This is a genomic window from Pseudomonas sp. ZT5P21 (genome assembly GCF_054897785.1).
On the sequence record NZ_CM142705.1, the window covers coordinates 4979068 to 5005797 of the forward strand.

Here is a 26730-nt window from a genome sequence, read left to right on the forward strand (position 1 = left end):
CAGAATGATCTTTAAAGCGTAGTCAGCTTTCCTGACCCTTGTTCGCGCCGGGCGTTACTTGATGTAAAGCTGCGTCGACATCGTGTTGCCCGGCGCGTTGATGGACGTGTTGCTGAAGGTGAAGGTGCCTTCCTGCTTGCCGACCAGGTCGAAGACATACAAATAGCCGACTGTTTTTCTGCCGACGGTGCACTCGGTCAGGTTGCCATTATCAAACGCACAGACCGGGGTCCGGGTGCCGTTCACCTCAAAACCATCCAGCCCGACATGGGCTGCGCGGCCGTAGCCAACTTCCAGCACGTAGATCTTGATATTCGGTCCGCTATGATCGCAGCGAGTTTTCTCCTGTCCCTCGCCAATGTCTTCAAACCCACAGACCGGCGACTCGACCTTGAGTACCTTGACCTGGCTCAACGGCGCCGCCGAAGCAGCCGAGGCGCTTTGCGCCCCCGGCAACAAGGCAATCAACATTGCGAATACGTTAACCAGACGCTTTTTCATGCAATCCCCACCTCCCCCAAAAACCAGCGCGCAGTATGGCGCACTTGGCTAAAACGCAAAACATCGACGACGATCACAGCCATAAGCAGCCACAGCCCCACGCTGCTGGTATGATGCGCGGCTTTTTCCGACCCACAGAAAATGACCAGGCGCCTGCAGCGGTCTGTGCTTTGCTGTTGAGGTCGATACATTCACGGCGCCGGGCGCGCCACGGGGAGCAGACATGCTGGAAAGGCTGTTTCAACTCAAGGCACACAACACCAACGTGCGGACCGAGATTCTTGCGGGCGTCACAACCTTCCTGGCCATGGCCTACATTCTGTTCGTCAACCCGAGCATTCTCGGCGAGACCGGCATGGACAAGGGCGCAGTGTTCGTCGCGACCTGCCTGGCCGCCGCCATCGGTTCCACGGTCATGGGCCTGATCGCCAACTACCCGATTGCCCTCGCACCGGGCATGGGCTTGAACGCCTTCTTCACCTACACCGTGGTCCTGCATATGGGCCATACCTGGCAAGTGGCGCTCGGGGCGGTGTTTATCTCGGCGGTGCTGTTCTTCCTGCTGTCGATCTTCCGCATTCGCGAATGGATCATCAACAGCATCCCGCTGCCGCTGCGTTCGGCGATTGCTGCCGGTATCGGTTTGTTCCTGGCGCTGATCGCCCTGAACAATGCCGGCATCGTGGTGAAGAACCCGGCGACCATGGTTGGCCTTGGTGACCTCAAGCAGCCTGCACCGATTCTCGCGACCCTTGGTTTCGCCCTGATCGTTGCCCTCGAAGCCCTCGCCGTGCGCGGTGCGGTGCTGATCGGGATTCTGGTCGTGACCATTGCGTCGATTGCCCTCGGCTTCACCCCGTTCGGCGGCGTGATGTCGATGCCGCCATCGCTGGCGCCGACCTTCCTTCAGCTCGACATCAAGGGCGCGCTGGACATCGGTTTGGTCAGCGTGATCTTCGCCTTCCTGTTCGTCGACCTGTTCGACAATTCCGGCACCCTGATTGGCGTCGCCAAGCGCGCCGGCCTGATGGGCAAGGACGGCCACATGCCGAAAATGGGCCGCGCCCTGATCGCCGACAGCACCGCGGCGATGGCCGGTTCGTTGCTGGGTACGTCGACCACCACCAGCTACATCGAATCCGCCGCCGGCGTGAGTGCCGGTGGCCGCACCGGTCTGACGGCCATTGTGGTGGCGATTCTGTTCCTGTTGGCGCTGTTCTTCTCGCCACTGGCCGCCAGCGTTCCGGCGTTTGCCACGGCACCTGCGCTGCTGTTCGTCGCCGTGCTGATGACTTCCGGCCTGGCCGAAATAGACTGGGACGACATTACTGTTGCTGCACCGGTCGTGGTCACCGCCCTGGCCATGCCGTTCACTTATTCCATCGCCAACGGCATCGCCTTCGGTTTCATTTCCTGGACCGCGATCAAGTTGCTGTCCGGTCGCGGCCGTGAGCTGAACTCGGCACTGGTGATTCTGTCGATTCTGTTCGTGATCAAGTTGGGTTGGTTCAACGCATGACTTTTGATTCCCAGGCTTACACCGTTCAGCTCGAAGAAAAGGTTTCGCGCCTGCGCGACCTGCTGGCCCCGTTCGATGCACCTGAACCAGCGGTATTCGATTCGCCATTGAAGAACTTCCGCATGCGGGCCGAATTTCGCCTGTGGCGTGAAGCCGGCGAGCGCCACTACGCAATGTTTTCCCAGGAAGACAAACGCACGCCGATCCTGATCGAAGAGTTCCCGATTGCCAGCCTGCGCATCAATGAGTTGATGCCACAGCTGAAAGCAGCGTGGCAAGCGAGTGCGGCCCTGAGCCACAAGCTGTTTCAGGTGGAGTTCCTGACCACCCTGGCCGGCGATGCGATGATTACCCTGTGCTATCACCGCCCGCTGGATGAACACTGGCACGCGGCGGCGTCAAAACTGGCGACAGACCTGAACGTCAGCGTCATCGGCCGCTCAAAAGGCAAACGCGAAGTGATTGGCCATGATTATGTGGTCGAGAAACTGGACGTCGGCGGCCGTACCTTCAGCTACCGACAGCCGGAAGGCGCGTTTACCCAGCCCAACGGCACCGTGAACCAGAAGATGCTCAACTGGGCGTACGACGCCCTCGGCGATCGTCCGGACGACTTGCTGGAGCTGTATTGCGGAAACGGCAACTTCACGCTGCCGCTGGCGACCCGCGTACGCAAAGTGTTGGCCACCGAGATCAGCAAGACCTCGGTCAGCGCGGCACTGAGCAACCTCAGCGAAAACGCGGTGGATAACGTCACTCTGGTGCGCCTGTCCGCCGAAGAGCTGACCGAAGCCCTGAACGAAGTGCGCCCCTTCCGTCGCCTGCACGGCATCGATCTCAAGAGCTACGAGTTCGGCAGCGTCTTCGTCGACCCGCCTCGCGCCGGCATGGACCCGGACACCTGCGAACTGACCCGGCGCTTCGACAATATCCTGTACATCTCCTGCAACCCGGAAACCCTGGCGGCCAACATCGCACAGTTGCACGACACCCACCGCATCACCCAATGCGCGATGTTTGATCAGTTTCCGTGGACCCACCACATGGAATCCGGGGTGTTGTTGATCCGGCGCTGATCGCAACCGCCGGATACAAAACAGCCGTCAGTACGACGGCTTTTTTGTGCGCGTTCAAACGGTGGCATCCGGGTTGCGCGGGCGCCCACCCTTGCGACCATTGGCCCGCGCTGCCTCGGCCTTGGCAGCACTGCTTTGGCGACCATTGCGCGAAGCGATGACCGAGGCAGCCATGTCCATCAACGGCTTGCTCGCCGAAATCATTCCGGCGATGGACACATGCAAATCCTTTCCTTCATGGCAGAGGGCGGTCCCGGAAAAGCCGACTTTCAGGTCTGCGAAATCCTCGACGTCAAAATCATCGAATTCCGGATAGTGCTGCACCGGCAGCAGCACGCCACTGCCATCAACGAAACTGACTGCTAGGCACGGCTCCATAAAGGATACGGCCGTCACCTGAAAACCGTTTTTGTGACGCACTTGCCCACGCCGGATGGCCACATCCAGCAAGGCTTCAGTCACTGGCCGATCGGCGAGCATACTTGCCTCTATCGTTTTCATAATTTGATCTCCACGCCCTCCGAAACGCCAAATAGCGCCAGCGAGGTCTTGTTCGTCTCGGGCTCATAGCAAGCCGAATAAATCATGTTGGTCGCACTGGCAATCCTTTTCACCACTGCGACTTCGCTGGTCCGCCAGTCCCATATCTGATGATCGAGGCAGACGGTGTGCAGCTTTTCCCACCAGATTGTACGAGCGCGACGCAAGTGGGCGGGTTGTCTGAGTGCGTGACGCAAGCCTTCCAGCACGGCTGCAGGTGGCCGGTTGGAATGAGGCACCACGTCCCACAGCTCGACGCCGTTGTGCCAAAAGCAGAATCTGAAGCGTGCGCTCCAGGCTCCGGCGTCCACATGTGCGTGCGGCGGACAGTGCTCGTCGCGCAGCATGATCACCACTGAAAGCCCTTTGTAGCTGAACAATTTCATACTAACCCATCCGTTAGGTTATTGAGCCAATGACTCGTCACCCCTTTGAAAATCCGATGACTGGTACAGGCCTGCACGTTGTCATCCAGACTTGAGGCTAGCGTTCCAACTCGCATCGGGCACGGCGATTAGGGGCAAAAATGGTAAGCAATCCTTTCCGCAATTTGATAAACACTGCATCAAGCCCACCATTTGATCCCCGGTGTAATCAATCATGCAGCGAACTTTCGACGATCTTCAGCTCGGCAGCATCGAACTGTTCTGCCTCGCCGCCGAAGCAGGCAGTTTTACCGCCGCCGCGCTGGTGGCTGGCGTGACGCCGGCAGCCGTGAGCCGTTCGGTGTCGCGCATGGAGGAACGTCTGGGCGTGCGGTTGTTCGCCCGCACCACTCGCAGCGTCAAATTGACCGATAGCGGGCGTCGGTATTACGAAGAATGTCGTCAGGCGCTGGCGCAATTGGTCGAGGCCCAGCGCGAAGTGATGGGTCAGCAGCAGGAGCCATCCGGAACCTTGCGCATCAGTATTCCCACAACGTATGCCCATCACCGGATTCTGCCGTTGCTACCGGCGTTTCGGGAGCGATTTGCGCAGGTGAAAGTCGAATCGCACATCAGCAACCGCAACATCGATTTCGTCGGCGAGGGCTATGACCTGGCCATCCGCGTGCGGGCAATTCCGGATTCCGGCCTGATCGCCCGGCAGCTTGAGGACGCGGAACTGGTGATGATTGCCAGTCCCGATTACCTCAAGCGCGCAGGCACTCTGCAAACTCTGGACGACCTCAAGCAGCACGAGTGCATCCAGTACGAACTGCCCAGCAGCGGCCGGCGGATCGCCTGGCTGTTCAACGACAACGGCGAGCAGCGCGAGATTCTCGCCGAGGGTAATTTCAGTTGCTCCGACGACGTTTTGGGCGGCGTGACCCTGGCCAGACACGGTGCGGGCCTGTTCCAGACGTATCGGTTTATCGTCGAGCGCGAATTGGCCGATGGCTCGCTGGTGGAAGTCCTCAAACCTTTTGGCGGACGCTCGCGGCCGTTCACCTTGCTCTACCCGCAAAGTCGCCATGTGCCACTTCGGCTACGTGCGTTTATCGATTTTCTGGTTGAGCATTTGCCACGCTAAAAGATCGCAGCCTTCGGCAGCTCATTGGATTGCGCTTTCCTGAGCTGCCGAAGGCTGCGATCTTTTCAGGCCTGCAGATACCGCAAAACCGACTCGCAAATCATCTCCCGATGACGCTGCTTGATGCTTTCATCCGGCAGGTCGATCTGAAATATCTCACCGACGGTATGGCGGTTCGACACGCGATAGAAGCAAAACGAACTGATCAGCAGATGCACATCCAACGGCTCAAGCCCCGAGCGGAACACGCCCTCTTCAGCCCCGCGCCGCAAAATCACGCCCAGTGAATCGAGAATGGTGTTGTTCATCGCCTTGATCGCATCGGAACGTTTCACATACTCCGCATTGTGAATGTTCTCGATACTGACGATGCGCACGAAATCGACATTGCGATCATGGTGATCGAAGGTGAATTCCACCAACCGCCGAATCGCCTCGACCGGCATCAGTTCGGCCAGGTGCAAGCGATTTTCAGTGCTGCGAATGTCGCCGTAGAGCTTCTCCAGCACCTCCATGTAGAGCTGTTCCTTACTGCCGAAGTAGTAATAGATCATGCGTTTGGAGGTGTGAATGCGCTCGGCGATCGCGTCGACCCGAGCACCGGAAAGCCCCTGCTGGACGAACTCGACAATGGCTTCTTGCAGAATGTTCTCGCGGGTCTTTTCCGGGTTGTTCTTGCGACTCTTGCGAGGCTCGGCCATGGGTTCGTCTGGCGCTACGGAGAGTTCTGAAGTTATTGTCATTGCGAGCTCACAGCCATCACTGCACAGGCTGGCGATTATGGGCCGCGCCGCACAGTGAAGGAAGTCGCGCGGCAGCGGTTTAACCTCGCGTTTACCAAATCCCTACAACTTGGCGTGGCGAATGGCACCGCTGCGGGATTTGGCCATGGCCGCCAAAATCCAGCGTAACGCTCCCTGAGAGAGCAAGCCCGCTCACAGTGTTTTTACCGTGACCTTCTACCTACGGCTTTGCTGCCACGCCGCCGCCAACCCACTGCAGCAAATCACCGCGATCCCGACCACCGTGGTGAGCGTCGGTGTGTGAGAAAACAGCAACCAGCCCAGCAAACCGGCAAACACAATCTGGCAATAGCCGAACGGTGCCAGCAACGCAGGGGCTGCGTGGCGAAACGCCTGGGTCAGAAACAGGTGGGCCGTCATCCCGCAGGCCCCCAGCGCCACCATCATCAATCCATGCCCAAGGCTCGGCACTTGCCAGAAGAACGGCACCAACGCGCTCATCACCAGGGTGTTGCACAACCCGGCGAAAAAGTTGCTGGTGGTCGGGCTATCGATCTCACTGAGCTTGCGGGTAAGCAACTGATAAAAGCAGAAAAACAGCGCCGAGCAGAGCGGCAGCAAAACCGCTGGCGTGAACAGATCGCCGCCGGGGTGGACGATGATTAATACGCCGATAAATCCGCAAATCACCGCGACCCATTGGCCACGGGTGACGCGTTCACCCAGCAGCGGCACCGACAGCGCCGTCACCAGAACCGGTGCAAGAAAGTTGACCGCCGTGGCTTCGGCCAACGGGATGTACTGTAATCCGGTGGTGAAAAACAGACTGGTGCCCAGCAGACATAACGCTCTCAGCAGCTGCAGCAACGGTCGTTTAGTGCGTAGGACACGCAGCCCGGATTGCGGCAGAAAAATCCCGGCCATCAACAAGGTGTGAACCACATAGCGCGCCCACACCACCATAACGATCGGATAGAACCCGGAGAGGTACTTGGAAAAGGCGTCGTGACTGGAGAACAGAAACGTCGCCACAACGATCAGCAAAATCCCTTTGAAGGGTTTGTTTACACCAGAGAGCGGGGTGCTGACTGTCATGGGTTTCCCTTGTGTCACACGAATTCCACCAATCTAAAACCTGGTCCGGATTCTTTCACAGTTGCACCCTGAAAGTGGGCAGACACCGCACACGATGTGCAGGCGCTCTGCTTGAGTTCAGAGCGCTCTCAATGGATATATCGCCGAGTCGGAACTGAATACCGTCCACTACAAAAACTCGTCACATGACGGAATTCGAAGGGGTATTCACGTTCAATACAGGCAGCAATGGTCAGCGACTGCCCCAAACACTGTCATATCCGAAAAAACCCGGACGACCGGACTGGCGCCGCTCCCACTCACCAGCAACACTCATCCCCACGGACAATCAGAGGATTCCCACATGCTATGGAAAAAAGGCCGACGCAGCGACAACGTGGTCGATGCCCGTGGTGATGATGTCGGCGGTGGCGGCGGGATGCGCTTTGGCGGTGGCAAGGGCCTGAGCCTGACGGCGATCATTCTGATTGTCGGGATCGGCTGGATCACCGGCCAGGACCCGATGCAGATCCTCGGCCAACTGACCGGACAGATGACCGAGCAATCGGCACCAGCCCCGACGCAAACCCGAAAGGCACCGCCGGCCAATGATGAAGGGGCGGAATTCGTACGCTCGATCCTTGGTGACACCGAAGACACCTGGGGCCAGATTTTTCAGCAGGCAGGTCGGCAGTACAAGAACCCGACCCTGGTGCTGTTCAACAACCGGGTAAACTCGGCCTGCGGTCTAGCCACCTCGGCGACCGGGCCTTTTTACTGCCCCGCGGACCAAAAAGTCTATCTGGACACAAGTTTCTTCCAGGAAATGTCGCAACGCTTTTCCGCCGCGGGCGACTTCGCTCAGGCCTACGTGATCGCTCATGAAGTCGGACACCATGTTCAGACGTTGCTCGGTGTCTCGGCGAAAATTCAGACCGCCCGCCAGCAAGGCCGGCAAATGGAAGGCGACGGTGGTTTGCTGGTGCGGCAGGAACTGCAAGCCGATTGCCTGGCTGGCGTCTGGGCCAACCACGCGCAGCAGCGCCTGAACTGGCTGGAACCGGGCGACATTGAAGAAGCCTTGAATGCCGCCAACGCCATTGGCGACGACCGCTTGCAGCAGCAAGGTCAGGGGCGTGTTGTCCCGGACTCGTTTACCCATGGCACGTCAGCGCAAAGGGTGCGCTGGTTCAAAACCGGATTTGCGCAAGGCCAGGTGGGCCAGTGCGATACCTTCGCGGCGAAAAATCTGTAAATGAACAAGTGGCTGCTGGTTCTGTTGTTTACCTGCGCAAGTGCCCAGGCTGCCGAGCAAGGGGTCGAGGAGATCAGCCCCGGACGACTGTTGCTCAAAGAAGGTGAGATGGCGGTGGGCCTCGGCCCGACGCCAGCGAAAATCGAACGCGTGCTGATCATCATCCATGGAAGGTTGCGCAATGCTGAAACCTACCGTCAGAGCGCCGAGCGCGCGGCAGAGCAGGCCGGGCAAGGGGCGAACACCCTGGTGATTGCTCCGCAGTTTCTCAATGAAACCGACGTCGCACTCCATCCAGTGGCCGAGACCGTGTTGCGCTGGCAGGGCAATGACTGGATGGCCGGCGGTTTATCCACCGCTCCCTTTGCGCTGAGTTCCTACGCTGCTCTCGACCAAATCATCGCCCGGCTCATTGATCGTCGACAGTTTCCGGATGTGAAAGACGTCATCATCGCGGGGCACTCTGGCGGTGCTCAGGTGGTGCAGCGATATGCGTTATTGAATCACGAGCAACCGGAGCTCGAGGCCGCGGGAGTGCACGTGCGATATGTCATCGCCAACCCGTCTTCTTACGCGTATTTCGATGAGCGGCGGCCAGTGGCTTTCAGTCACGCCCGGTGTCCGGGTTTCGATCGCTGGAAGTATGGTCTGACAGATCTGCCTGCTTATGCCGAAGGACAAACATCCGCGCAGTTGAAGGAAAACTACGTCCAGCGTGACGTCGTATATCTACTGGGGCAGCAGGACATCGACCCGAATCACCCTGCGCTGGATAAAGGCTGTGAGGCCAAGGCCCAAGGTCCGCATCGATTGGCTCGTGGGCGCTTTTACTTCAGCACTCTGAAACGGATGCACCCGCAAGGGTTAAACCAGCAACTGATCGAAGTGCCCGGAGTCGGGCATAACGAGGATGGGATGTTTACGTCGCCGGAAGGGCAGAAAGCGTTGTTTGGTCAGTGATGTTTGAATTGCCTGGCAGTGTCCCTTCGCGAGCAAGCCCGCTCCCACATTCGACCGTATTCCCATGAATAGAACTCGGTCAATGTGGGAGCGGGCTTGCTCGCGAAGGGGCACTGTCAGACAACCAACCGTTCAAGACAAAAGCATTTCCCGCAACACCACACAATCAGCCGCATGCCAATCGGTCAATTCCGGCCAAGGGTTGTCCGGCAGATTCACCAACACCGTCCGCGCCCCCGCGGCCCGACCGCAATCCAGATCGAAGCGGTAATCACCGACCATCACCATCTCGCTCGCTGGCACCTTCCAGGCCTCGGCCAGTTTCAACAAACCGCCGGGGTGCGGCTTGGGCGGCGCTTCATCACGCCCCAGCACATCCTCCACCGCGAAGCAGTCCGCCAGGCCAATCGCCTCAAGTGTCACATGCGCCAGTTCCCGCGCATTGCGGGTGAGAATGCCCAGCCGATAACCGCGCGCGGCCAACTCACGCACCAGCTCCACCGCGCCCGGCGCCGGTGTCGAACCCAACGCCAGATCCCGTTCATGCTCCAGCAGCCACGCATGTTTGGCCGCGGCTTCATCGGCCGGCAGGGCCGCGAGGTGAGTCAGGATGTCGTCTTCGGCCGGAATCGCCAATGCCACGCGAATCGCCGCAAAGTCATGCACGGCCACCGTCAGGGTGCCGTCCATGTCGAACACCCAGTGCCGCACCTCGGCCAGGCTCATGCCCAATCCTTGCGGTGGCGAATCAGCCCTTCCTGAGTGACCGACGCCACCAGTTGCCCGGCGCGATTGAACACGCTGCCACGGGAAAAGCCACGGGAATTGCCGGCCCACGGGCTGTCCATCGCGTACAGCAACCAGTCATCGGCGCGCAGGTCCGCGTGGAACCACAGCGCGTGATCGAGGCTGGCGACCTGCATGTCTTTCTGCCAGACCGACTTGCCATGAGGCTGCATCGACGTGGTCAGCAGACCGAAATCCGATGCGTAGGCCAGCAGGTACTTATGCAGCGCCGGAGAATCAGCCAAGGCACCGTCGGCGCGAAACCAGACGTACTTGATCGGATCGGAGGGCTGCGGGTTGTAGGGATCTTTCTCGGTGATCGGTCGGAATTCGATCGGTTTCGGGCACAGCAGTTTTTCTCGCATGTGCTCGGGAATCAGGTGCGCGCGCTGCTGAGTCAGCTCCAGCTCCGATGGCAGGTTTTCCGGACCGACCACGACCGGCATTTCGGTCTGGTGCTGGAAACCGTCTTCGTCGTACTGGAACGAGGCGCTGCAGGTGAAAATCGGGTGACCCTTCTGGATCGCTGTCACCCGGCGCGTGCTGAAACTGCCGCCGTCGCGTACCCGGTCAACCTGATAAACCACCGGCAACCCGGCATCGCCCGGACGCAGGAAATAACCGTGCATCGAATGCACATGGCGCGCCTCTTCGACCGTCTGACTGGCTGCCGACAGCGACTGCCCCAGCACCTGGCCGCCGAACAACTGACGAAAACCCAGGTCCTGACTGCGGCCACGGAACAGGTTTTCTTCGATCGGTTCCAGGGTCAGCAAGTCGACCAGATCTTCCAACACTTGGCTCATTCAGACTCTCCTCACACAACGCAATGCCGCGCAGTCTTGGCTGCGGCGGTCGATTCAGTTTCCGGCCAGGGCCATCATTGGGGCCATTGTAAACGTCCGGGCCTGCTTATCCATGCAAGGTTTGCAGCCATTGTTCACGGGTGATGCGGTACAACACATGGTGACGCAGGGGATGATCGCCCGCGAGCTTCGGGTGCTCGAAGTCATCGGCTGAATCATGGTGCATGCCGATTGCCTGCATGACTTTTTGTGAAGGCATGTTGGTTTCAGTGGTAAAGGACACGACTTCTTTCAGCGCCAGCCGATCAAATCCGCAGCGCAGAGCGGTCCACGCTGCCTCACTGGCGTACCCCAGCCCCCAGTGTTCCCGGGCCAGACGCCAACCGATTTCAATGGCCGGCGTAAACGGCGCGTCGAAACCGACCACACCCAACCCGGTAAAACCGATGAAGGCGCCGGTGTCCTTGCGCTCCAGCGCCCACAGACCGAAACCATGCTCGGCAAAATGCCCGCGAACACGCCCGATCAGCGAAGCACTGTCCAGTCGACTCAAAGGCGCGGGAAAATAGCGCATCACGTGCGGATCGGCGCACATCGCGGCAAACGCCGGCAGATCCTCGTCACGCCACTGCCGCAACAGCAGTCGCGCGCTCTCAAGTTCCAGAATCGGCTCCATCGTGTCCTCCCCTTTCCATGCCGCCAGTCTACATCGCTGGTAGGATCGTTCACTCATTCCTACTTGCCGTACTTAATGAAAGCCCGCCATGCCGCTGCCGCTGATCTACCACGAAGACTACAGCCCCGAATTCCCGGCGGATCACCGCTTCCCCATGGACAAGTTTCGCCTGCTGCGCGATCACCTGGTGGACAGCGGACTGACCCGGGACGCCGACCTGCTGCGCCCGGAACTCTGCCCAGCGGAGATTCTCGCCCTCGCTCATGACGCTGCCTATATCGAACGCTACATGAGCGGCGAGTTGTCCCGCGAAGACCAGCGACGCCTCGGTTTGCCTTGGAGCGAAGCGCTGGCCCGGCGCACGGTGCGGGCGGTCGGCGGTTCACTACTGGCGGCGGAACAGGCGCTGGAACACGGTTTAGCCTGTCACCTCGCCGGCGGCACACACCATGCGCATTACGACTACCCGGCGGGGTTCTGCATCTTCAATGACCTGGCGGTGATCAGCCATTACCTGCTGGAAAGCGGTCGTGTGAATCGGGTGCTGATCTTCGATTGCGACGTGCATCAGGGCGACGGGACTGCACGCATCCTGCACAACACCCCGGACGCGGTGACCGTTTCCCTGCACTGCGAGAAGAACTTTCCTGCACGCAAGGCCGAAAGTGACTGGGACATCCCGCTGCCCAAGGGCATGGGCGATGCCGATTACCTGAAGGTGGTGGACGACGCGCTGAATTATTTGCTGCCGCTCTATCAACCGGATCTGGTGCTGTATGACGCCGGGGTCGATGTGCATAAGGATGACGCCCTCGGTTACCTGAAGCTGACAGACGAAGGCGTGGCCGCTCGGGATGAAAGCGTAATGCGCCATTGCCTCGGGCGGGATATTCCGGTGGTCGGGGTGATTGGCGGCGGCTACAGCAAGGATCGCAAGGCGTTGGCGCGACGTCATGGCATCCTCCATCACACCGCGCAGCTGGTCTGGACGTCATCAGGTTGCCATTGAGCTGTGAGTCTTTACCCACAATGCCTGTGGAGCTGCCTGTGGATAACCTGAGTGAAAGGGTCTTCAGGCCATGCTGCGTAAGGCCTGCAAAGGTGTGGTTGTTTTTTGATCAGCCATTTGAACTTACATAGATCTAATGCGGGAGCGAGCTTGCTCGCGATAGCGGCCTTACAGTCACATCATTGTTGGAGTGTTGCCGCCATCGCGAGCAAGCTCGCTCCCACAATGTTTGGTGCTGGTAGAATGCCCCGCTTCACTCCGCCAAACCGTAGCGCATTCCATGACTCAGCCCTCGACTCCCCTCCCCCCTCACGTCGCCATCATCGGCGGCGGCCCAGCCGGTTTGATGGCGGCCGAAGTGTTGAGCCAGGCCGGGATCAAGGTCGACCTGTACGACGGCATGCCTTCGGTAGGCAGGAAATTTCTCCTCGCCGGCGTCGGCGGCATGAACATCACCCATTCCGAAGCCTACCCGGCGTTTCTCTCACGTTACGCCGAGCGCGCACCGCAGATTGCACCGCTGCTGCGTGCCTTTGGCGCTGATGCGCTGTGCCAGTGGATTCATGATCTCGGCATCGAAACCTTTATCGGCAGCTCTGGTCGTGTGTTTCCGACCGACATGAAAGCCGCGCCGCTGTTGCGCGCCTGGCTCAAGCGCCTGCGAGATGCCGGCGTACTTATCCACACCCGTCACCGTTGGCTGGGCTGGAATGCTGATGGCAGTCTGAAAGTATCGAGCCCTGAGGGTGAGAAAACGCTGACGCCCCACGCAACCTTGTTGGCCCTTGGCGGCGGTAGTTGGTCGCGTCTCGGTTCGGACGGCGCGTGGATGTTGCCACTGGAGCAGCGCGGCGTAGGACTGGCGCCGTTGCAGCCGAGTAATTGCGGCTTCGAGGTGCAGGCCTGGAGCGAATTGATGGTCAGCAAATTCGCTGGTGCGCCGCTGAAAAATATCGCCATCGGGCTCAATGACGACGTCCCGCGTCTCGGCGAATGTGTGATCACGGCCACCGGCGCTGAAGGCAGCCTGATCTACGCACTGTCGGCGCCGATCCGCGAAGCGATCAATCAACGTGGCTCGGCGACCATTCACCTCGATCTGTTGCCCGGTCGGCCTGTGGATAAAGTTCAGGCGGCACTGAGCAAACCGCGCGGCTCACGTTCCATGTCCAAGCATCTGCACAGCCAGCTCGGGATTGATGGCGTGAAAGCGGCGTTGCTGCGCGAACTGACGCCGGCAGAATGCTTCGCCGACCCGACTTTATTGGCCAAAGCGATCAAGGCGTTGCCCCTGACGCTGGTAAAAACCCGCCCCCTGGACGAAGCCATCAGCAGTGCCGGTGGCGTGATGTTCGAGTCGATGGACGAACGTTTGATGCTCACGCAACTGCCTGGCGTGTTCTGCGCGGGGGAAATGCTGGATTGGGAAGCGCCGACGGGGGGCTATTTGCTGACCGCGTGTTTCGCCAGTGGGCGAGCGGCGGGGTTGGGGATGGTGGAGTGGTTGAAGCGCAAGTCTTGAGACCGAGGCGCGCCCATCGCGAGCAAGCTCGCTCCCACATTGGATCTTCATGTAGCGCAGATCAAATGTGGGAGCGAGCTTGCTCGCGATAACGGCTTAACTACGCAGCAACTTTTAAGGCTTCCGCTTACGCGGCCCAGTATTGAACACCGGCACTTTACGCACAGGCTTGATCGAAGGTTCCGGCGCCGAAGCATCCCCACTCTCGACCCATTTACCCAAATTGCGCTTACCACCACTGGACGTCTTCGGCTTCTTCGGTTTTTTCGGTTTCTTCACCACCTGACCGCTGGCATCGGTATCCGGCACGCGATGCTCAGGTTCAAAGTCGTGTTCCATCTGCCGAGGCAACGTCTGACGCGTCAACGTCTCAATGGCCGACAGTAAATTCACTTCATCGGCGCAAACCAGCGAAATAGCCTGCCCGGTGGCACCCGCTCGGCCGGTACGGCCGATCCGGTGGATGTAGTCCTCTGCCACGATCGGCAGGTCGAAATTGACCACCAACGGCAAATCTTCGATATCCAGACCACGGGCGGCGACGTCGGTGGCCACCAGGATCTGCACTTCACTGGCCTTGAAACGGTCCAGCGCACGCTGACGGGTCGCTTGAGGTTTGTCGCCATGAATGCCGTCGGCATTGATGCCCAGACCCTGGAGTTTTTCCACCAGCGCGTCCACGCCGTTGCGGGTCTTGGCGAAGACCAGCACCTGCTTCCACTTGCCCTTGCGCAGCAGATGGATGAACAGCTCTGGCTTGCGCTTCTTGTCCACCGTTACCACCCACTGTTTAACGGTGTTGGCAGCAACGTTGCGCGGGCTGACTTCGATACTCAGCGGATCATTGAGCATTTGCCCGGCCAACAGGCGAATCGCATCGGAGAAGGTTGCGGAGAACAGCAGCGTCTGACGCTTCTTCGGCAGCACCCGGTAAATGTTCCCCAACTCCTCGGAAAAGCCCAGATCGAGCATGCGATCGGCTTCGTCCAGCACGAGGGTTTGCAACTGGTTGAACTTCAGCGCGTTCTGGCGGAACAGGTCGAGCAAGCGGCCCGGTGTCGCCACCAACAGGTCGACGCCTTTGCGCAGTTTCATCATTTGCGGGTTGATGCTGACGCCGCCGTACACCGCGTAAGTGCTCAGCGGCAGATTCTCGGCGTACTGGCGCACGGCTTCGTGAACCTGTTCCGCCAGTTCGCGGGTTGGCACCAGAATCAGCGCGCGTACGGAATTGGCGGTGACTTTCGGCCCTTCCATGGCCAGCAATTGCAGCAGAGGCAACGCGAAACCGGCGGTCTTGCCGGTGCCCGTCTGGGCGGCTGCCATCAGGTCGCGACCGGCCAGCACCGCCGGAATGGCTTGCGCCTGAACCGGCGTCGGGGTCTGGTAGCCGAGCGTCTCGAGAGAGCGCAGCAAGGGTTCGATCAGGCCAAGGGTGGCGAAAGTCATGGGATTACCGTAGGAAAATTCAGCGCGGGTTATTCAATACAAGTGTGCAAAACAAGATGCAATGGCGCGCAGTTTACCCTAATTCACGCTCGATTCTGTCTGCGCCACGGCAGTCGATCGAACCGGTGCCCGTCGCCACTGCGGCAAACCGATCAGCACTACGGCACTGATAATCACCAACATGGCCAACGCTTCTTCGATCCCGATGGTCTCGCCCGCAAACGCGATCCCCAGTAGCACCGCCACCGCCGGGTTGACGTAGGCATAACTGGTGGCCGCCGCCGGACGCACATTTTTCAACAGGTACATGTAGGCGTTGAAGGCGATGATCGAACCGAAGAAGGTCAGATAGGCCAGCGCCGCCCAACCTTCAATCGGCGGCATGGCTTCCAGATGCTCGCCGCTCAAAGCACTGCCGATCAGCAACGCCACGCCGCCCACCAGCATTTCCACGGCGCTGGCCATTGCTCCTTGGGGCAACGGCAATTGTTTGCTCCACACCGAACCGAAGGCCCAGGCCGCGGCCGCAAATATCAGCAACATGGCACCCAGCGGACTCGATTGCAGGTTGGAACCGAGGTTGAGCATGGCGATGCCAATCAACCCGAGCACAATCCCGGCCCATTCGAGACGGGTATTACGCGCCCCCCAGAAATATCCGCAGAGCAAGGTAAACAGTGGCACCGTCGCCACGGCCAGCGCCGCAACGCCGGACGCGACACCGGTGTGCTCCGCCACGCTCACCCCGCCGTTACCGCACGCCAACAGCAAAATCCCGATGATCCCCGCCGCTTTCCACTGCGCCCACGTCGGTGCCGGCGCCCCGCGCCAGCGCAGGAAGGCGTACATCAACGAACCGGCGATCACGAAGCGGATACCGGCCAGCAGCAACGGCGGCCAATACTCCACGCCGATGCGAATCACCAGGTAAGTCGAGCCCCAAATCACATACAAGGCGAAAAAGGCGGCGATCAACGGCAAGGGAAAGCGACGGAGGCCAGGCATGGGGCAGCTCGCAGGCAGGACAATTGAACGTCTATTCTAGAAAGGCCAACGACGTAAAATAAGTTACAAAACCTGTTTATAGCGCCGGTATACTTTTCAAATCACAGAGATCAGCGCTATAAACCGTGTTTTCGAAAGTCAGTCATTTTTCAGGAATCCGACCATGGACAAATACGACCGCATGCTCCTCGGCGCCCTGCTGGAAAACGGTCGCGCGTCCTACGCCGACCTCGCGCGCAAGGTCAACCTGTCCGCCCCGGCCGTGGCCGAGCGCGTGGCCAAACTCGAGGCCAGCGGGGTGATTACCGGTTATCAGGCGAAAGTCGACATGGCCAAGCTAGGGCTGCCGATTCAGTGCGTCATCGAACTGCGCCTGAATCAGCACGGCAATCAGAAAGCCTACGACGACTTGATCAAAATCCCGCAACTGACGGAGTGCCATCGAGTGACGGGTGATCCGTGCGTAATCATGCAGGCGGCGGTGGGTTCGATGCCGGAGCTGGAAGAGCTGATCAACCGAATTGCCAAGTTCGGGTTCAGCAAGACGTCGATCGTGTTGTCGAGCGCCATCGAGAAGCGCGTGCCGGTGGGGCACATCGAAGGGAACGGCAAAGTTTGATCGAAAGCAGACCCTGTGGGAGCGGGCTTGCGGTGTGTCTGTCAGAACCCGCGATGGCGCTTCAGATGCTCGTTAATCTTCGCCGCCGGCACTTTCTGCAAGCTGACCAGTAGATCATGGGACAACTCCCGCAACCCATGCTTCTGCCGCAGTTCCTGCGCCAGATGCGCGGTCAGGTTGGCCGCCATCTCGGCGTCAGCCATGGCCCGGTGAGCCTGGCCGGTGTGAGGCAGTTGGGCGAAGGTGGTCAGCGTACCGAGCTTGTGATTCGGCGCGGCAGGCATCAACCGCCTCGCAAGCAACAGCGAGCAGGCGAAGTTCTGCAACCGCGTGCGTTTGATCCGCCCCAGTTCAAAATCCCAGAATTTCTGGTCGAACGCGGCGTTGTGCGCCAGCAGCGGCGTGATGCCGACGAATTCGTTGACCTCGTTCATCACCCGCTCCGCCGGTGGCGCGGTGCGCAGCATGGCGTTGCTGATGCCGGTAAGTTGTTCGATGAAGGCCGGGACGCGCACGCCGGCGTTCATCAGGCTTTGGTAACGCTCGACGATGCGCCCCTGTTCAAGGATCACCACGGCAATTTCCGTGGCCCGGCAGCTGCTGCTCGGGGAGATCCCGGTGGTTTCAAAGTCGATGACTGCTATGCGTTCCAAACCTGTTTCAACTCCGTAAAAATCAATTCTTGAGCAGCAATGCGCCTTCGATCGGCACGTAGCGGCTGGCGGCGCGGATCAGCGAGTTCGCCGTCAGGCCCGGCACGCCGTAAGCCACCGCTTGCACGCCATGCTTGGCGATGATGCGTTCCAGCAGCATGTCGAAATCACCGTCGCCGGAGGCCAGCACCACTTCATCAACGTGGTCGGCGGCGTCCATGATGTCGAGGGTGATGCCCACATCCCAGTCACCCTTGGCCGAGCCGTCGCTGCGCTGGATGTAGGGCTTGAGCTTCACGGTGAAACCGAGGTTGCGCAGGATCTGCTGGAACTGCTGCTGCTTGCTGTCGCCGCGATCGATCGCGTAGGCATAGGCTTCGACGATCTCGCCCTGTTTGCTGATATCAGCCCACAACGCGGCGTAGTTGAAGTGGCAGCCATAGGCTTGGCGCACGGTGTAATAGAGGTTCTGGACATCGGCGAACACTGCAATTTTTTTCACCGTGCATCCTCTTTCGCGCAGGCGGGATCAGGCACCGGGCCCGAAAAGTTGCCCAGTATGCCAGCCTGAAGGATTGTTCCGCGAATAATCGGCCCTGTGGTGAGGAGCTTACTCCCTCACCACAGAGGGGTCACACGTAGGAATCGTCGTCGCCACCGAAGGACGATGAGCTGTCATCGCTGTAGTCGGCATCGGTAAAGCCGCCCTGATCAACTGAGTTGTCAGCCACACGCTGATCACCACCCCAGCCGCTGTCACCGCTCTGGTCGCTAACCTGCGCCGGCTCTTCCTTGATGACTTCGACGATTTCCTGAGGTTGCTGATTGTGGTGAAACAGGCTGCTGATGCCCTGTGCCAGCATCACGCCACCCGCCACACCGGCTGCGGTTTTCAGCGCGCCACCGAGGAACCCGCCACCAACCGGCTGTTGCGGTGCGTAATTCTGCTGCGGTGGCGGTGCACCGAAATTCTGCTGTGGCGGTGGCGAGTTGAACGACTGCCGCCCCGGTTCACGCCAGCCCCCATTGGATGGCGACGCACTTTGCGCAGGCGCGTCACGGGAACTACCACCGAAAATGCTCGACAAGAAGCCACCGCCGCCCGACGCCGGAGCAGGCGTCTGCGCCTTGGCCGATTGCAGTTCGGCCTGCAATTGCCGGACTAGATCGGAGAGTTGCCTGTTCTGTTGGTCGAGGCTTTTGATCGCGGTCTCTTGCACCAGAATCGCCTGGGTCATGAAGTAACCCGCCGCGGGTTGGCGAGTCAGGTGTTCCTTGATCCGCGCCTCGGCCTGAGCGTCACGCGGGGCTGCGTCCGTTTCGGCCTGTTGCAGCCGGGAAAACAGTCCATCGATCAGGGTTTGCTCTTCGCTGTTCATGGCGACCTCGTAGATTGCCGGGAAAATCGTTGTCCTTCTCCACTGAGGATAAGGTGCTCGACCTTAATGGAGGCTGAAACAAGTTGTTTCAATGACCTTTACCAAACGCTTACGTTTGCTTCAGGCGGTACATCATCGGTTACAGTGGCTTACTAAATATGACATGCGATACCGACTGATGAATCCGTTCGACGTGCTGCGTGACTCTCTGTATTTCTTCAAGCGCAATCTTCGCCAGATCGTGCGGCTGTGCCTGCCGCTGGTGATCTTCGAAGCGTTGCTGCAACAAGTAGTCGACCATTCCACCCCGCCGGACAGTTTTCCCGGTATCAGCGTCATCGTTGGGCTGCTGGTGTATCCGCTGTATACCGGCGCGCTGATCTTGTTTCTCGATGCGCGCAGCCGTGGCGAGTCGCCGAGCAATCGTGACCTGCTGACAAGGTCCGCCTGGCTGTGGCCGCGTTTCGCCCTGCTCACTGCACTCAATACCTTGCTGATCCTGATCGGCCTGTCACTGTATTTCCTGCCGGGCATCTGGCTGATGGTGACCTTGGCGTTCGGCGAATACCTGCTGGTGCTGCGCGGCCTGGCGCCATTGGCGGCAATGAAGGAAAGCCTGCGTCTGACCCGCGGCCATTTCCTGCGCATTCTGGTGTGCATTCTGTGCGTGATGGGGCCGTTGTGGGTGCTCAAGGGCTTGACCCTGCAGGTTTACCCGGAGCCGCAGAACCCGGTCATTTCGTTGCTGATCGACAGCGCTCACAGCTTTTTGCAGTTGTTCACCAGCGTAGTGGTGTTCCGTTTGTTCATGCTGATCAGCGACGTTCCCGAGAAAATCGACCGGGCTGAGCCATGACCCGTCTACTGCGCTACACCCTGCTGGGCCTGTTGATTGCAATCGGCCTGATTGGCTTGCTGACTTACAACCTGACCTGGCGTCCCGAGGCCAGGGAAACGCTGCCGGTCAGTTGCAACGCTCAGGCACCGACACTGGTGCCCGGCCAGGCGTTGAAAGTGATGACCTGGAACGTCCAGTACCTGGCGGGTAAACGCTACGTGTTCTGGAATGACCTGGCGGCCGGCAACGACGAAAAACCTACCGCCGAAGACATGGCCTTCAGCCTCGATGAAGTCGCGCGGGTGATTCGTGACGAGCAGCCGGATGTCGTGCTGCTACAGGAGCTTGATGAGGGCGCCAAGGCCAGCGATTACCAGAACCAGTTCAAACTGCTTCAGGAACGGGTTGCCGACCGGTATCCGTGCAGCGCTCACGCCTTCGACTGGAAAGCTGATTTCGTACCGCAGCCGCCCATCTTCGGCAGCGTCGGCCGGCAACTGGCGACCCTCAGCCGCTACCGGATCGAACACGCCGAACGCCTGCAATTGCCGACCCTGCCGGCCAACTTCATCAGCCGCCAGTTCAAACCGAAAAACGCTTTACTGGTGACGTATTTGCCGTTGAGCGACGGCGGCCAGATCGCGGTGCTCAATACTCATCTGGACCGCGTCCTTCAACCCGACGACACGCTGCAAGCCCAGGTAATTGCCGTCGCCAAAGTCCTCGACAAGTACGAAAGCCGTGGCACGCCGTGGCTGATCGGTGGGGACTTCAACCTGTTGCCGCTGGGGCAATATCGACGCCTGCCCACTGAACACCGCACGCCCTACTCCGCCGACAGCGCATTGCATGTGTTGTGGGACAAGTACCCGATGATCCCCACCAACAATGAGGCCAGTGGAATCGATCGGGCGCGGTGGCTGACGCATTACCCGAACGACCCGGGATTGAACGGCCCGGACCGGACCGTCGATTACCTGTTTTACAGTCCGCGGATCAAGCGGGTCGAGGCGATGGTGAGGCAGGACGATACGTTGCGGATCTCCGATCATTTGCCGGTGATTGCGCGGTTTCTGTTGCCGGCGGCACCGTAACGGCGGATCACTGCAAAACCTGTGGGAGCGGGCTCGCGAAAAGCGTCCGGACAACGCGGTCATTCCAGACAGCACGCGTTATCGTTGACGTCCATCGCGAGCAAGCTCGCCCCCACAGGGGATCGGCGTAGACCCTGGCTTTTCACCACTCAACAGGCTGAGCGTTAGCTCGCCTGCAGCTTTTGATCTTGCGGTACTCGCCCCCTCGAGAGGCCGAGTTGAGGTTCTGCGCAGTGGACAACCCGGCATGGATGCCGAGTTAGCCGCCCCCGGCCATGGATGGCCGATGGCGGCGGGCCCACGGAGCAGGACCGGAGCGAGGGCATGCCGAGCATTAGCGAGGCACCGAACGAAAGGGGCAAGAGCCCTTGGTTACTTGGGGCTCTTCCAAGTGACCCGCCGTAAGGGCGGAACCCTAAGCCGCCATTACCGCAGCAACGGATATACACACCAACATAGAAGCTACTTGCGAGGCTTGATCCGAGCCGTAGCCTCAGCCACCAACGGATCATCCGGCCAATAATGCTTCGGATACCGTCCCTTCAAATCCTTTTTCACCTCGGCATACGTACTGCGCCAAAAGTTCGCCAGATCCTGCGTCACCTGCACCGGCCGCCGCGCCGGCGATAGCAGATGCAACTTCACCACCTGCCGGCCACCCGCGATGCGCGGCGTATCGGCCAGCCCGAACAACTCCTGCAACCGCACCGCCAACACCGGCGGCTGTTCACTGTAATCCAGCCGAATCGACGACCCCGACGGCACACTTAAATGATGCGGCGCCAGCTCCTCCAGCCGTTGCGGTAACGGCCACGGCAGCAAGTTGTGAACGATGTTCGACAGGTCCAGATTGGCAAAGTGACTGAGCCGCGAAACCTTTCCCAGATACGGCATCAACCAGTGTTCAAGGCTTTTGAGCAGCGCAGCATCAGTGACATCCGGCCACTCGCTTTCGCCCTTGCCGCTGAGGTCCAACTGCCGCAGCAAAGCGACCCGCGCCTGCCACTGACGCAACTCCGGCGTCCACGGCAGCAGCTCCAGCCCTTTGCGGCGCACCAGATTTACCAACGCCTGATTGCGGGCAGTTTCATCGAGCCCGGTCAACGGTTCACGACTGAGGATCAACTCCCCGACCTTGCGCTGGCGCTCGGCCCGCAGCACGCCTTCACGCTCGTCCCAATCCAACTGATCGACCACGCGCACTTGCTCGGCCAGCACCGAATCGAACAGCACCGGATCAAAATCCGTCGCCAGATAAATCCGCTCTTCCCGCTGCCCCTGGCGACTACCGAGATCGGCGATCACCAGCCACGGTTGTTTCATTAAACTGTCGGCCTCGGCGAACAACGCCGCACGACCGTTGGCCAGGCGATACTCCGCGCCACCGGAACGCCGTTGTTGCGCCACACGGTCAGGATAGGCCAGCGCCAACAGTGCGCCGAGCCAGCGCGGGTGATCCGGATCGCCGACCGGCTCCGACGGTTTACCACGCAGGTAACCGCGATACTGCCGCGCCAGTTGCCGAGCCCGTTGCACGCCGCTCTGCGCACCTCGCCCGGCCCGTTCTTCGCCGGACAGCAGCACCAATCGACTGTGCAAATCGGCGCCCGCACCACGCAAGATGTCCCGCTCACCCAGCAGCGCCGCGACGTCACACGCCATTTCCGCCAAGCCAAGCGCCTGTCCGCGCAGCAGCAAATGGGCGATGCGCGGATGCGCCGGCAGTTCAGCCATGGCCTGACCATGACGGGTCAACGCTTCACCGTCCAATGCGCCCAATCGGTCAAGCAAGTCCTGAGCCTGGGCATACGCTGCTGCCGGCGGCACGTCGAGCCACACCAATTGCCCCGGCGTCACGCCCCAGCGACCGAGTTGCAACGCCAGACCGGCAAGATCTGCCGAGAGAATTTCCGCACTGGCATACGCCGCCAGTTGTTCGTGCTGATCCTGCGACCACAAGCGATAACACACGCCCGGCTCCAACCGCCCAGCCCGACCGGCGCGCTGCGTGGCACTGGCGCGGGAGATACGTTGAGTATCGAGACGAGTCATGCCGCTGCCGGGATCGAAACGCGGCACCCGCGCCAGCCCGGCATCGATCACCACGCGTACACCGTCGATGGTCAGGCTGGTTTCAGCAATGTTGGTGGCCAGCACCACTTTACGTTTGCCGGCCGGAGCCGGATCAATCGCGGCGCGTTGCGCGGCGAGGTCCAGCTCACCGTGCAACGGACACAGCAACACCGCCGTGTTTTCGCCCAGCGCATCGGCCAGTTGTTGATGCACGCGACGGATTTCCGCTTGCCCCGGGAGGAACACCAGAAGGCTGCCGGTTTGGTCATTCAATGCTTCAAGAATGGTTTGCACCAGGCGTGGCTCGATGAACTCACCGGGCTGGAACGGCCGGCCCCAGCGCATCGCTACCGGGTACATGCGGCCTTCACTGCGCAGAATCGGCGCGTCGTCGAGCAGCCCGGCCAGACGTTCGCCTTCCAGCGTTGCCGACATCAGCAGGATTTTCAGCGGCTGATCGTCGCGAAACAGCTCCCGTCCATTGAGGCTCAGAGCCAATGCCAGATCAGCGTCGAGACTGCGTTCATGGAACTCGTCAAAAATGAGCAAACCCACGCCTTCCAGCGCCGGGTCATCCTGCAAGCGTCGGGTGAGAATGCCTTCGGTGACCACTTCAATGCGGGTCTTGGGGCCGACCTTGCTGTCCAGCCGAATACGATAGCCGACGGTTTCGCCGACCTTCTCACCCAGCTCACTGGCCAACCGCTCCGCCGCCGCCCGCGCCGCCAACCGCCGCGGTTCGAGCATCAGAATGGTCTGTCCGGCCAACCACGCCTCATTCAGCAAGGCCAGCGGCACACGGGTGGTTTTACCGGCGCCGGGCGGTGCTTCGAGCACCGCTTCGTGGCGTGTCGCCAAGGCTTCACGCAGGGCGGGTAAAACTTCATCAATCGGCAAAGAAATCATGCTGGCTCCAAAACAGAGCGGCGAGTATAACGGCGAACTGCTCGGCGTTTATCAAGGTCCTAACTCATAGAGACGCCCTTTCGTTTTGAATTCAGGAGATTTCATATGCGTGTTCCCTTTCGCTTGATTGGCGGCGTGCTGGTCGCGACCCTGCTCACCCAAGTTACCGCCTGCGGATCGATTTTCTACCCCGACCGCCGAGGGCAGATTGACGGCAAGATCGACCCGGCCATCGCTGCACTGGATGCCGTGGGCCTGCTGTTCTACATCATCCCCGGCCTGATCGCGTTTGCCGTGGACTTCGCCACCGGCGCGATCTACTACGCGCCCGGCGAAACCGCGCAGGTGGCGCCGGAAAAACTCAAGGAAGCCATCGGCGCCGACGGCAAGGTCGATACCCACAAGTTGCAGACTATTCTGGAAACCGAACTGGGCCGCAGCTTCCCGCTGGACGACCCACGCCTGATTCAACACAAGGGCAGCACTCAGCAACTGGCGATGCTCGGCCTGCAACCAGCCGCGTAATCCGTGCACATTAAGGAATCACCGCACTTATGATTTCCAGCTCCGAACACGCCCGACTGCTGCGGCTGGCGACCCGTGCCTCGGTGGCGGTGGCGTGCACATTGATCGTGGCCAAAGCCATCGCCTGGTGGTTGAGCGGTTCGGTGAGTATGCTCGCCGGGCTGACCGATTCCACCCTCGACGGCGTCACGTCGCTGCTCAACTTGCTGGCGGTGCATTACGCCTTGCGCCCTGCCGACGAAGATCACCGTTACGGTCATGGCAAGGCCGAGTCGCTGGCGGGCATGGCTCAGGCGTTGTTCATTGGCGCCAGTGCCGTGCTGATTGCCTTGCAGGCGTTTGATCGGCTCAAACATCCGGAGCCGGTGGGTGCGCCGTGGCTCAGCATCGGGGTCATCGTTTTTTCTCTGGTGCTCACGTTGGCCCTGCTGATGTTGCAACATCGAGTGGTCAAGGCCACCGGTTCCAGCGCGGTGCGCGCCGATTCCCTGCATTACCGTTCGGACATGCTGCTCAATGGCAGCATTCTGGTTGCGCTGGTGCTGGCCAGCTTTGGTTGGCATCAGGTGGATCCGTGGTTCGGACTGGGGATCGCCGCGTACATTCTCTGGAGCGCCATTCAAATCGCCCGGGAAAGTTTTACGGTGTTGATGGATGAAGAGCTGCCGCCGGATGTCAGTCAGCACATGCTCGAACTGGCTTGCAGCGTACCGGGCGTGCTGGGCGCGCATGACCTGCGCACGCGGGTTTCCGGCAACCAGTGGTTCGTGCAACTGCATTTGGAACTGCCGGGCGAACTGACCCTGTCAGTCGCCCACGGCATCAGTGATCAGGCGGCGGATGCCATTCACGCCGCTTACCCACGAGCCGAAGTGCTGGTGCACGCTGACCCGCGGGAAGTGGTGAAAGCCGCCCGGGCGAATCAGAAGCTCACCTGATAACCGCGACTGCTCAGGCAGTTGCCTTGGGCCTGGCGGTAGGCTTGTACCACCGACGGGGCCGGTTGATAGGTGGCCGTGCGCGGATCGAAACCACTTTGCTGCACCGCGTGTTGATAGCACTCGTACCCGTCCTGATTGACCTGCTGAGGCGACTGGCCGTTGGCCGGATACGCCACCACGTCATAACCGTTGCTGACCGGTTGCGGCTGCGGTTGCACAGGCGGCTCGACCACCACGTAATCCTGAGTACTTTCCTGGTAGGCGTAGTACGAACCGGCCGCGAGGAACAACAGCGCGCCCCCGACCCACACTTCTCGGGCGTAATCCGGCAGGTAGCCGACGCGAATCCCGCGCGGCGGCTGCACCACCACATAACGCGGGCCTAGCGGCCGGTACCAGTAGCCGCCGGAGTAGAAATAATCCTGGCCCCGATACGGCACGCGGTCGTCACGATCCGGGAAGCGATCGATTACATGACCCGGACGATACTGCGGGCCGGGGCCCCAGCCGTTGCCGCGGCCGTCGGGACGACCGGCCCAGTGATGGTCGTCAGGACGCGGGCCGTTGTTCTGCCAGTGCTGATTGTTGTCATTGCGCCGGGGCACATCCTGGTAGTAACCACGCTGTGGCTGTTGGGTCTGGCGCACGGTATCGGGCCGCCCCTGGATCGGCAGGTCGTTGGCCGGCAATTGTGGTGGCGGCGGTGGCGGCCGAACGGGATTGTTGAAGTCGCGAGGCTGATTGTATTGCGACTGACCGCCATCGCGCGGCTGGGCGTTGGGCTCGAACTGGCGACTGTTGTCGCCACGAATGATGTCGTTATTCTGGGGGCGCGGTTGATTGTTGCCGCCATGGCCCTGATTGTTGCCCTGACGGCCGTCCCCGCGTTGCCCGTCGTCCGGGCCACGGTTCTGCGGCTCATCGGCCAGCGATTGCGCAGTGACACTGATACACAGCAAACCAACACCGGCCAAACGCCAGATGCGCGACTTCATGCTTTTCCTCACTGCGGGTTAGGGCTTGTGCGTAAGACTGGGAAAGCACAGGCCGGTTCTGCAACAGGTTATCAGTCGCGCAACTTATTTATTGAGGGCTGGTTTACAAATGGCGGGCAAAAGAAAAGGGAGACCCGTCGGCCTCCCTTTGAGAACTTCGTCCGTGCTCGACGCTTTTGACGCCGGCTCACCTCACGCCGTCTTCTGGACAGTGTGCAGCTCGGGGGCCGGCACATCCCCTGTGGGGGTGGCGACCGCGGCTGGCCTGATTGGG

At 60.3% G+C, this 26730-nt stretch carries 27 protein-coding genes; 12 read left to right on the forward strand and 15 right to left on the reverse strand.

Features of this window, described 5'->3' with window-relative positions:
* Window positions 1–54: 54 nt before the first annotated feature.
* Window positions 55–501 (reverse strand): DUF4879 domain-containing protein, encoded by a 447-nt coding sequence (locus ACYZT9_RS23160; RefSeq protein WP_462007578.1) that lies wholly within the window; start codon window positions 499–501, stop codon window positions 55–57.
* A gap of 223 nt (window positions 502–724) precedes the next feature.
* Between ACYZT9_RS23160 and ACYZT9_RS23165 the strand changes: the two genes are divergently transcribed.
* The gene (locus tag ACYZT9_RS23165; protein WP_462007579.1) at window positions 725–2020 is read left to right on the forward strand and encodes an NCS2 family permease; all 1296 of its coding nucleotides are present in this window, start codon (window positions 725–727) and stop codon (window positions 2018–2020) included.
* Window positions 2017–3096, forward strand: coding sequence for a tRNA (uridine(54)-C5)-methyltransferase TrmA (gene trmA, locus ACYZT9_RS23170; RefSeq protein WP_462007580.1), 1080 nt, complete (start codon window positions 2017–2019; stop codon window positions 3094–3096). The genes ACYZT9_RS23165 and trmA overlap by 4 nt, the downstream gene beginning before the upstream one ends.
* A gap of 54 nt (window positions 3097–3150) precedes the next feature.
* On the opposite strand, the gene ACYZT9_RS23175 is transcribed toward trmA, so the two are convergent.
* Together ACYZT9_RS23175 and ACYZT9_RS23180 are read right to left on the reverse strand one after the other, a co-directional pair.
* Window positions 3151–3597, reverse strand: coding sequence for a DUF2442 domain-containing protein (locus tag ACYZT9_RS23175; RefSeq protein WP_462007581.1), 447 nt, complete (start codon window positions 3595–3597; stop codon window positions 3151–3153).
* The gene (locus tag ACYZT9_RS23180; protein ID WP_462007582.1) at window positions 3594–4022 is read right to left on the reverse strand and encodes a DUF4160 domain-containing protein; all 429 of its coding nucleotides are present in this window, start codon (window positions 4020–4022) and stop codon (window positions 3594–3596) included. Before ACYZT9_RS23180 ends, ACYZT9_RS23175 begins: the two co-directional genes overlap by 4 nt.
* 214 nt (window positions 4023–4236) lie before the next feature.
* Here ACYZT9_RS23180 and ACYZT9_RS23185 point away from each other — a divergent pair, with 214 nt between their 5' ends.
* Window positions 4237–5148 (forward strand): LysR family transcriptional regulator, encoded by a 912-nt coding sequence (locus ACYZT9_RS23185; RefSeq protein WP_462007583.1) that lies wholly within the window; start codon window positions 4237–4239, stop codon window positions 5146–5148.
* A gap of 65 nt (window positions 5149–5213) precedes the next feature.
* Here the strand turns inward: ACYZT9_RS23185 and ACYZT9_RS23190 are convergent, their stop codons facing one another.
* On the reverse strand, window positions 5214–5891 hold the full coding sequence (locus tag ACYZT9_RS23190; protein WP_462007584.1) for a TetR/AcrR family transcriptional regulator: 678 nt from the start codon (window positions 5889–5891) through the stop codon (window positions 5214–5216).
* A 216-nt stretch (window positions 5892–6107) separates the two neighbouring features.
* Entirely contained in the window at window positions 6108–6986 is an 879-nt protein-coding gene (locus ACYZT9_RS23195; RefSeq protein ID WP_462007585.1) for a DMT family transporter, read from the reverse strand.
* A 343-nt stretch (window positions 6987–7329) separates the two neighbouring features.
* Here ACYZT9_RS23195 and ypfJ point away from each other — a divergent pair, with 343 nt between their 5' ends.
* Complete coding sequence (ypfJ, locus tag ACYZT9_RS23200; protein ID WP_462007586.1) at window positions 7330–8220, forward strand: KPN_02809 family neutral zinc metallopeptidase; 891 nt, start codon at window positions 7330–7332, stop codon at window positions 8218–8220.
* On the forward strand, window positions 8221–9180 hold the full coding sequence (locus ACYZT9_RS23205; protein ID WP_462007587.1) for an alpha/beta fold hydrolase: 960 nt from the start codon (window positions 8221–8223) through the stop codon (window positions 9178–9180). It abuts the gene before it with no gap.
* A 132-nt stretch (window positions 9181–9312) separates the two neighbouring features.
* On the opposite strand, the gene ACYZT9_RS23210 is transcribed toward ACYZT9_RS23205, so the two are convergent.
* From ACYZT9_RS23210 to ACYZT9_RS23220, 3 genes are all read right to left on the reverse strand, one after another.
* Complete coding sequence (locus tag ACYZT9_RS23210) at window positions 9313–9906, reverse strand: HAD family hydrolase (protein WP_462007588.1); 594 nt, start codon at window positions 9904–9906, stop codon at window positions 9313–9315.
* Window positions 9903–10772, reverse strand: a complete 870-nt coding sequence (tesB, locus tag ACYZT9_RS23215; protein ID WP_462007589.1) for an acyl-CoA thioesterase II — start codon at window positions 10770–10772, stop codon at window positions 9903–9905. Before tesB ends, ACYZT9_RS23210 begins: the two co-directional genes overlap by 4 nt.
* Window positions 10773–10878: 106 nt before the next feature.
* On the reverse strand, window positions 10879–11448 hold the full coding sequence (locus ACYZT9_RS23220; RefSeq protein WP_462007590.1) for a GNAT family N-acetyltransferase: 570 nt from the start codon (window positions 11446–11448) through the stop codon (window positions 10879–10881).
* Window positions 11449–11536: 88 nt separating this feature from the next.
* Here ACYZT9_RS23220 and ACYZT9_RS23225 point away from each other — a divergent pair, with 88 nt between their 5' ends.
* Both ACYZT9_RS23225 and ACYZT9_RS23230 read left to right on the forward strand, forming a co-directional pair.
* A complete protein-coding gene (locus tag ACYZT9_RS23225; RefSeq protein ID WP_462007591.1) occupies window positions 11537–12457 on the forward strand; it encodes a histone deacetylase family protein in 921 nt (306 codons plus the stop codon).
* A 280-nt stretch (window positions 12458–12737) separates the two neighbouring features.
* Window positions 12738–13979, forward strand: coding sequence for a TIGR03862 family flavoprotein (locus ACYZT9_RS23230; RefSeq protein WP_462007592.1), 1242 nt, complete (start codon window positions 12738–12740; stop codon window positions 13977–13979).
* 114 nt (window positions 13980–14093) lie between these two features.
* Here ACYZT9_RS23230 and ACYZT9_RS23235 read toward each other — a convergent pair whose 3' ends face one another.
* The gene (locus tag ACYZT9_RS23235; RefSeq protein ID WP_008031738.1) at window positions 14094–15428 is read right to left on the reverse strand and encodes a DEAD/DEAH box helicase; all 1335 of its coding nucleotides are present in this window, start codon (window positions 15426–15428) and stop codon (window positions 14094–14096) included.
* A 78-nt stretch (window positions 15429–15506) separates the two neighbouring features.
* Window positions 15507–16433, reverse strand: a complete 927-nt coding sequence (gene yedA / locus ACYZT9_RS23240; RefSeq protein WP_462007593.1) for a drug/metabolite exporter YedA — start codon at window positions 16431–16433, stop codon at window positions 15507–15509.
* A gap of 163 nt (window positions 16434–16596) precedes the next feature.
* Between yedA and ACYZT9_RS23245 the strand changes: the two genes are divergently transcribed.
* Window positions 16597–17052, forward strand: a complete 456-nt coding sequence (locus ACYZT9_RS23245; RefSeq protein ID WP_462007594.1) for an Lrp/AsnC family transcriptional regulator — start codon at window positions 16597–16599, stop codon at window positions 17050–17052.
* Window positions 17053–17093: 41 nt separating this feature from the next.
* Here the strand turns inward: ACYZT9_RS23245 and ACYZT9_RS23250 are convergent, their stop codons facing one another.
* The 3 genes from ACYZT9_RS23250 to ACYZT9_RS23260 form a co-directional block, all read right to left on the reverse strand.
* Window positions 17094–17705, reverse strand: a complete 612-nt coding sequence (locus ACYZT9_RS23250; RefSeq protein ID WP_462007595.1) for a 3'-5' exonuclease — start codon at window positions 17703–17705, stop codon at window positions 17094–17096.
* A gap of 22 nt (window positions 17706–17727) precedes the next feature.
* Entirely contained in the window at window positions 17728–18207 is a 480-nt protein-coding gene (locus tag ACYZT9_RS23255) for a LabA-like NYN domain-containing protein (RefSeq protein ID WP_064675757.1), read from the reverse strand.
* Window positions 18208–18337: 130 nt separating this feature from the next.
* Window positions 18338–19084, reverse strand: a complete 747-nt coding sequence (locus ACYZT9_RS23260) for a DUF2076 domain-containing protein (protein ID WP_462007596.1) — start codon at window positions 19082–19084, stop codon at window positions 18338–18340.
* A 178-nt stretch (window positions 19085–19262) separates the two neighbouring features.
* On the opposite strand from ACYZT9_RS23260, the gene ACYZT9_RS23265 reads away from it, so the two are divergent.
* Window positions 19263–19940 (forward strand): YciC family protein, encoded by a 678-nt coding sequence (locus tag ACYZT9_RS23265; protein ID WP_462007597.1) that lies wholly within the window; start codon window positions 19263–19265, stop codon window positions 19938–19940.
* Window positions 19937–21016 (forward strand): endonuclease/exonuclease/phosphatase family protein, encoded by a 1080-nt coding sequence (locus tag ACYZT9_RS23270; RefSeq protein ID WP_462007598.1) that lies wholly within the window; start codon window positions 19937–19939, stop codon window positions 21014–21016. The genes ACYZT9_RS23265 and ACYZT9_RS23270 overlap by 4 nt, the downstream gene beginning before the upstream one ends.
* A gap of 462 nt (window positions 21017–21478) precedes the next feature.
* On the opposite strand, the gene hrpB is transcribed toward ACYZT9_RS23270, so the two are convergent.
* Window positions 21479–23995 carry an ATP-dependent helicase HrpB gene (gene hrpB, locus ACYZT9_RS23275; RefSeq protein WP_462007599.1) on the reverse strand — a complete coding sequence of 839 codons (2517 nt, stop codon included), beginning with the start codon at window positions 23993–23995 and terminating at the stop codon, window positions 21479–21481.
* 105 nt (window positions 23996–24100) lie between these two features.
* Here hrpB and ACYZT9_RS23280 point away from each other — a divergent pair, with 105 nt between their 5' ends.
* Window positions 24101–24520 carry a polyribonucleotide nucleotidyltransferase gene (locus ACYZT9_RS23280; RefSeq protein WP_462007600.1) on the forward strand — a complete coding sequence of 140 codons (420 nt, stop codon included), beginning with the start codon at window positions 24101–24103 and terminating at the stop codon, window positions 24518–24520.
* A 29-nt stretch (window positions 24521–24549) separates the two neighbouring features.
* The gene (locus tag ACYZT9_RS23285) at window positions 24550–25458 is read left to right on the forward strand and encodes a cation diffusion facilitator family transporter (protein ID WP_462007601.1); all 909 of its coding nucleotides are present in this window, start codon (window positions 24550–24552) and stop codon (window positions 25456–25458) included.
* Here the strand turns inward: ACYZT9_RS23285 and ACYZT9_RS23290 are convergent.
* Window positions 25443–26456 carry a DUF6515 family protein gene (locus ACYZT9_RS23290; RefSeq protein ID WP_462007602.1) on the reverse strand — a complete coding sequence of 338 codons (1014 nt, stop codon included), beginning with the start codon at window positions 26454–26456 and terminating at the stop codon, window positions 25443–25445. The genes ACYZT9_RS23285 and ACYZT9_RS23290 overlap by 16 nt on opposite strands.
* Window positions 26457–26730 lie beyond the last annotated feature (274 nt).

Bases quoted from the DNA above. Each gene is read 5' to 3' on its own strand.
- ACYZT9_RS23210 (WP_462007588.1), bottom strand. From the start codon at position 9,906: ATGAGCCTGGCCGAGGTGCGGCACTGGGTGTTCGACATGGACGGCACC.
- ACYZT9_RS23245 (WP_462007594.1), top strand. From the start codon at position 16,597: ATGGACAAATACGACCGCATGCTCCTCGGCGCCCTGCTGGAAAACGGT.
- hrpB (WP_462007599.1), bottom strand. From the start codon at position 23,995: ATGATTTCTTTGCCGATTGATGAAGTTTTACCCGCCCTGCGTGAAGCC.
- tesB (WP_462007589.1), bottom strand. From the start codon at position 10,772: ATGAGCCAAGTGTTGGAAGATCTGGTCGACTTGCTGACCCTGGAACCG.
- ACYZT9_RS23265 (WP_462007597.1), top strand. From the start codon at position 19,263: ATGAATCCGTTCGACGTGCTGCGTGACTCTCTGTATTTCTTCAAGCGC.
- trmA (WP_462007580.1), top strand. From the start codon at position 2,017: ATGACTTTTGATTCCCAGGCTTACACCGTTCAGCTCGAAGAAAAGGTT.
- ACYZT9_RS23270 (WP_462007598.1), top strand. From the start codon at position 19,937: ATGACCCGTCTACTGCGCTACACCCTGCTGGGCCTGTTGATTGCAATC.
- ACYZT9_RS23230 (WP_462007592.1), top strand. From the start codon at position 12,738: ATGACTCAGCCCTCGACTCCCCTCCCCCCTCACGTCGCCATCATCGGC.
- ACYZT9_RS23260 (WP_462007596.1), bottom strand. From the start codon at position 19,084: ATGAACAGCGAAGAGCAAACCCTGATCGATGGACTGTTTTCCCGGCTG.
- ACYZT9_RS23220 (WP_462007590.1), bottom strand. From the start codon at position 11,448: ATGGAGCCGATTCTGGAACTTGAGAGCGCGCGACTGCTGTTGCGGCAG.
- ACYZT9_RS23205 (WP_462007587.1), top strand. From the start codon at position 8,221: ATGAACAAGTGGCTGCTGGTTCTGTTGTTTACCTGCGCAAGTGCCCAG.
- ACYZT9_RS23225 (WP_462007591.1), top strand. From the start codon at position 11,537: ATGCCGCTGCCGCTGATCTACCACGAAGACTACAGCCCCGAATTCCCG.
- ACYZT9_RS23180 (WP_462007582.1), bottom strand. From the start codon at position 4,022: ATGAAATTGTTCAGCTACAAAGGGCTTTCAGTGGTGATCATGCTGCGC.
- ACYZT9_RS23185 (WP_462007583.1), top strand. From the start codon at position 4,237: ATGCAGCGAACTTTCGACGATCTTCAGCTCGGCAGCATCGAACTGTTC.
- ACYZT9_RS23285 (WP_462007601.1), top strand. From the start codon at position 24,550: ATGATTTCCAGCTCCGAACACGCCCGACTGCTGCGGCTGGCGACCCGT.
- ACYZT9_RS23165 (WP_462007579.1), top strand. From the start codon at position 725: ATGCTGGAAAGGCTGTTTCAACTCAAGGCACACAACACCAACGTGCGG.
- ACYZT9_RS23290 (WP_462007602.1), bottom strand. From the start codon at position 26,456: ATGAAGTCGCGCATCTGGCGTTTGGCCGGTGTTGGTTTGCTGTGTATC.
- yedA (WP_462007593.1), bottom strand. From the start codon at position 16,433: ATGCCTGGCCTCCGTCGCTTTCCCTTGCCGTTGATCGCCGCCTTTTTC.
- ACYZT9_RS23160 (WP_462007578.1), bottom strand. From the start codon at position 501: ATGAAAAAGCGTCTGGTTAACGTATTCGCAATGTTGATTGCCTTGTTG.
- ypfJ (WP_462007586.1), top strand. From the start codon at position 7,330: ATGCTATGGAAAAAAGGCCGACGCAGCGACAACGTGGTCGATGCCCGT.
- ACYZT9_RS23195 (WP_462007585.1), bottom strand. From the start codon at position 6,986: ATGACAGTCAGCACCCCGCTCTCTGGTGTAAACAAACCCTTCAAAGGG.
- ACYZT9_RS23280 (WP_462007600.1), top strand. From the start codon at position 24,101: ATGCGTGTTCCCTTTCGCTTGATTGGCGGCGTGCTGGTCGCGACCCTG.
- ACYZT9_RS23190 (WP_462007584.1), bottom strand. From the start codon at position 5,891: ATGACAATAACTTCAGAACTCTCCGTAGCGCCAGACGAACCCATGGCC.
- ACYZT9_RS23235 (WP_008031738.1), bottom strand. From the start codon at position 15,428: ATGACTTTCGCCACCCTTGGCCTGATCGAACCCTTGCTGCGCTCTCTC.
- ACYZT9_RS23175 (WP_462007581.1), bottom strand. From the start codon at position 3,597: ATGAAAACGATAGAGGCAAGTATGCTCGCCGATCGGCCAGTGACTGAA.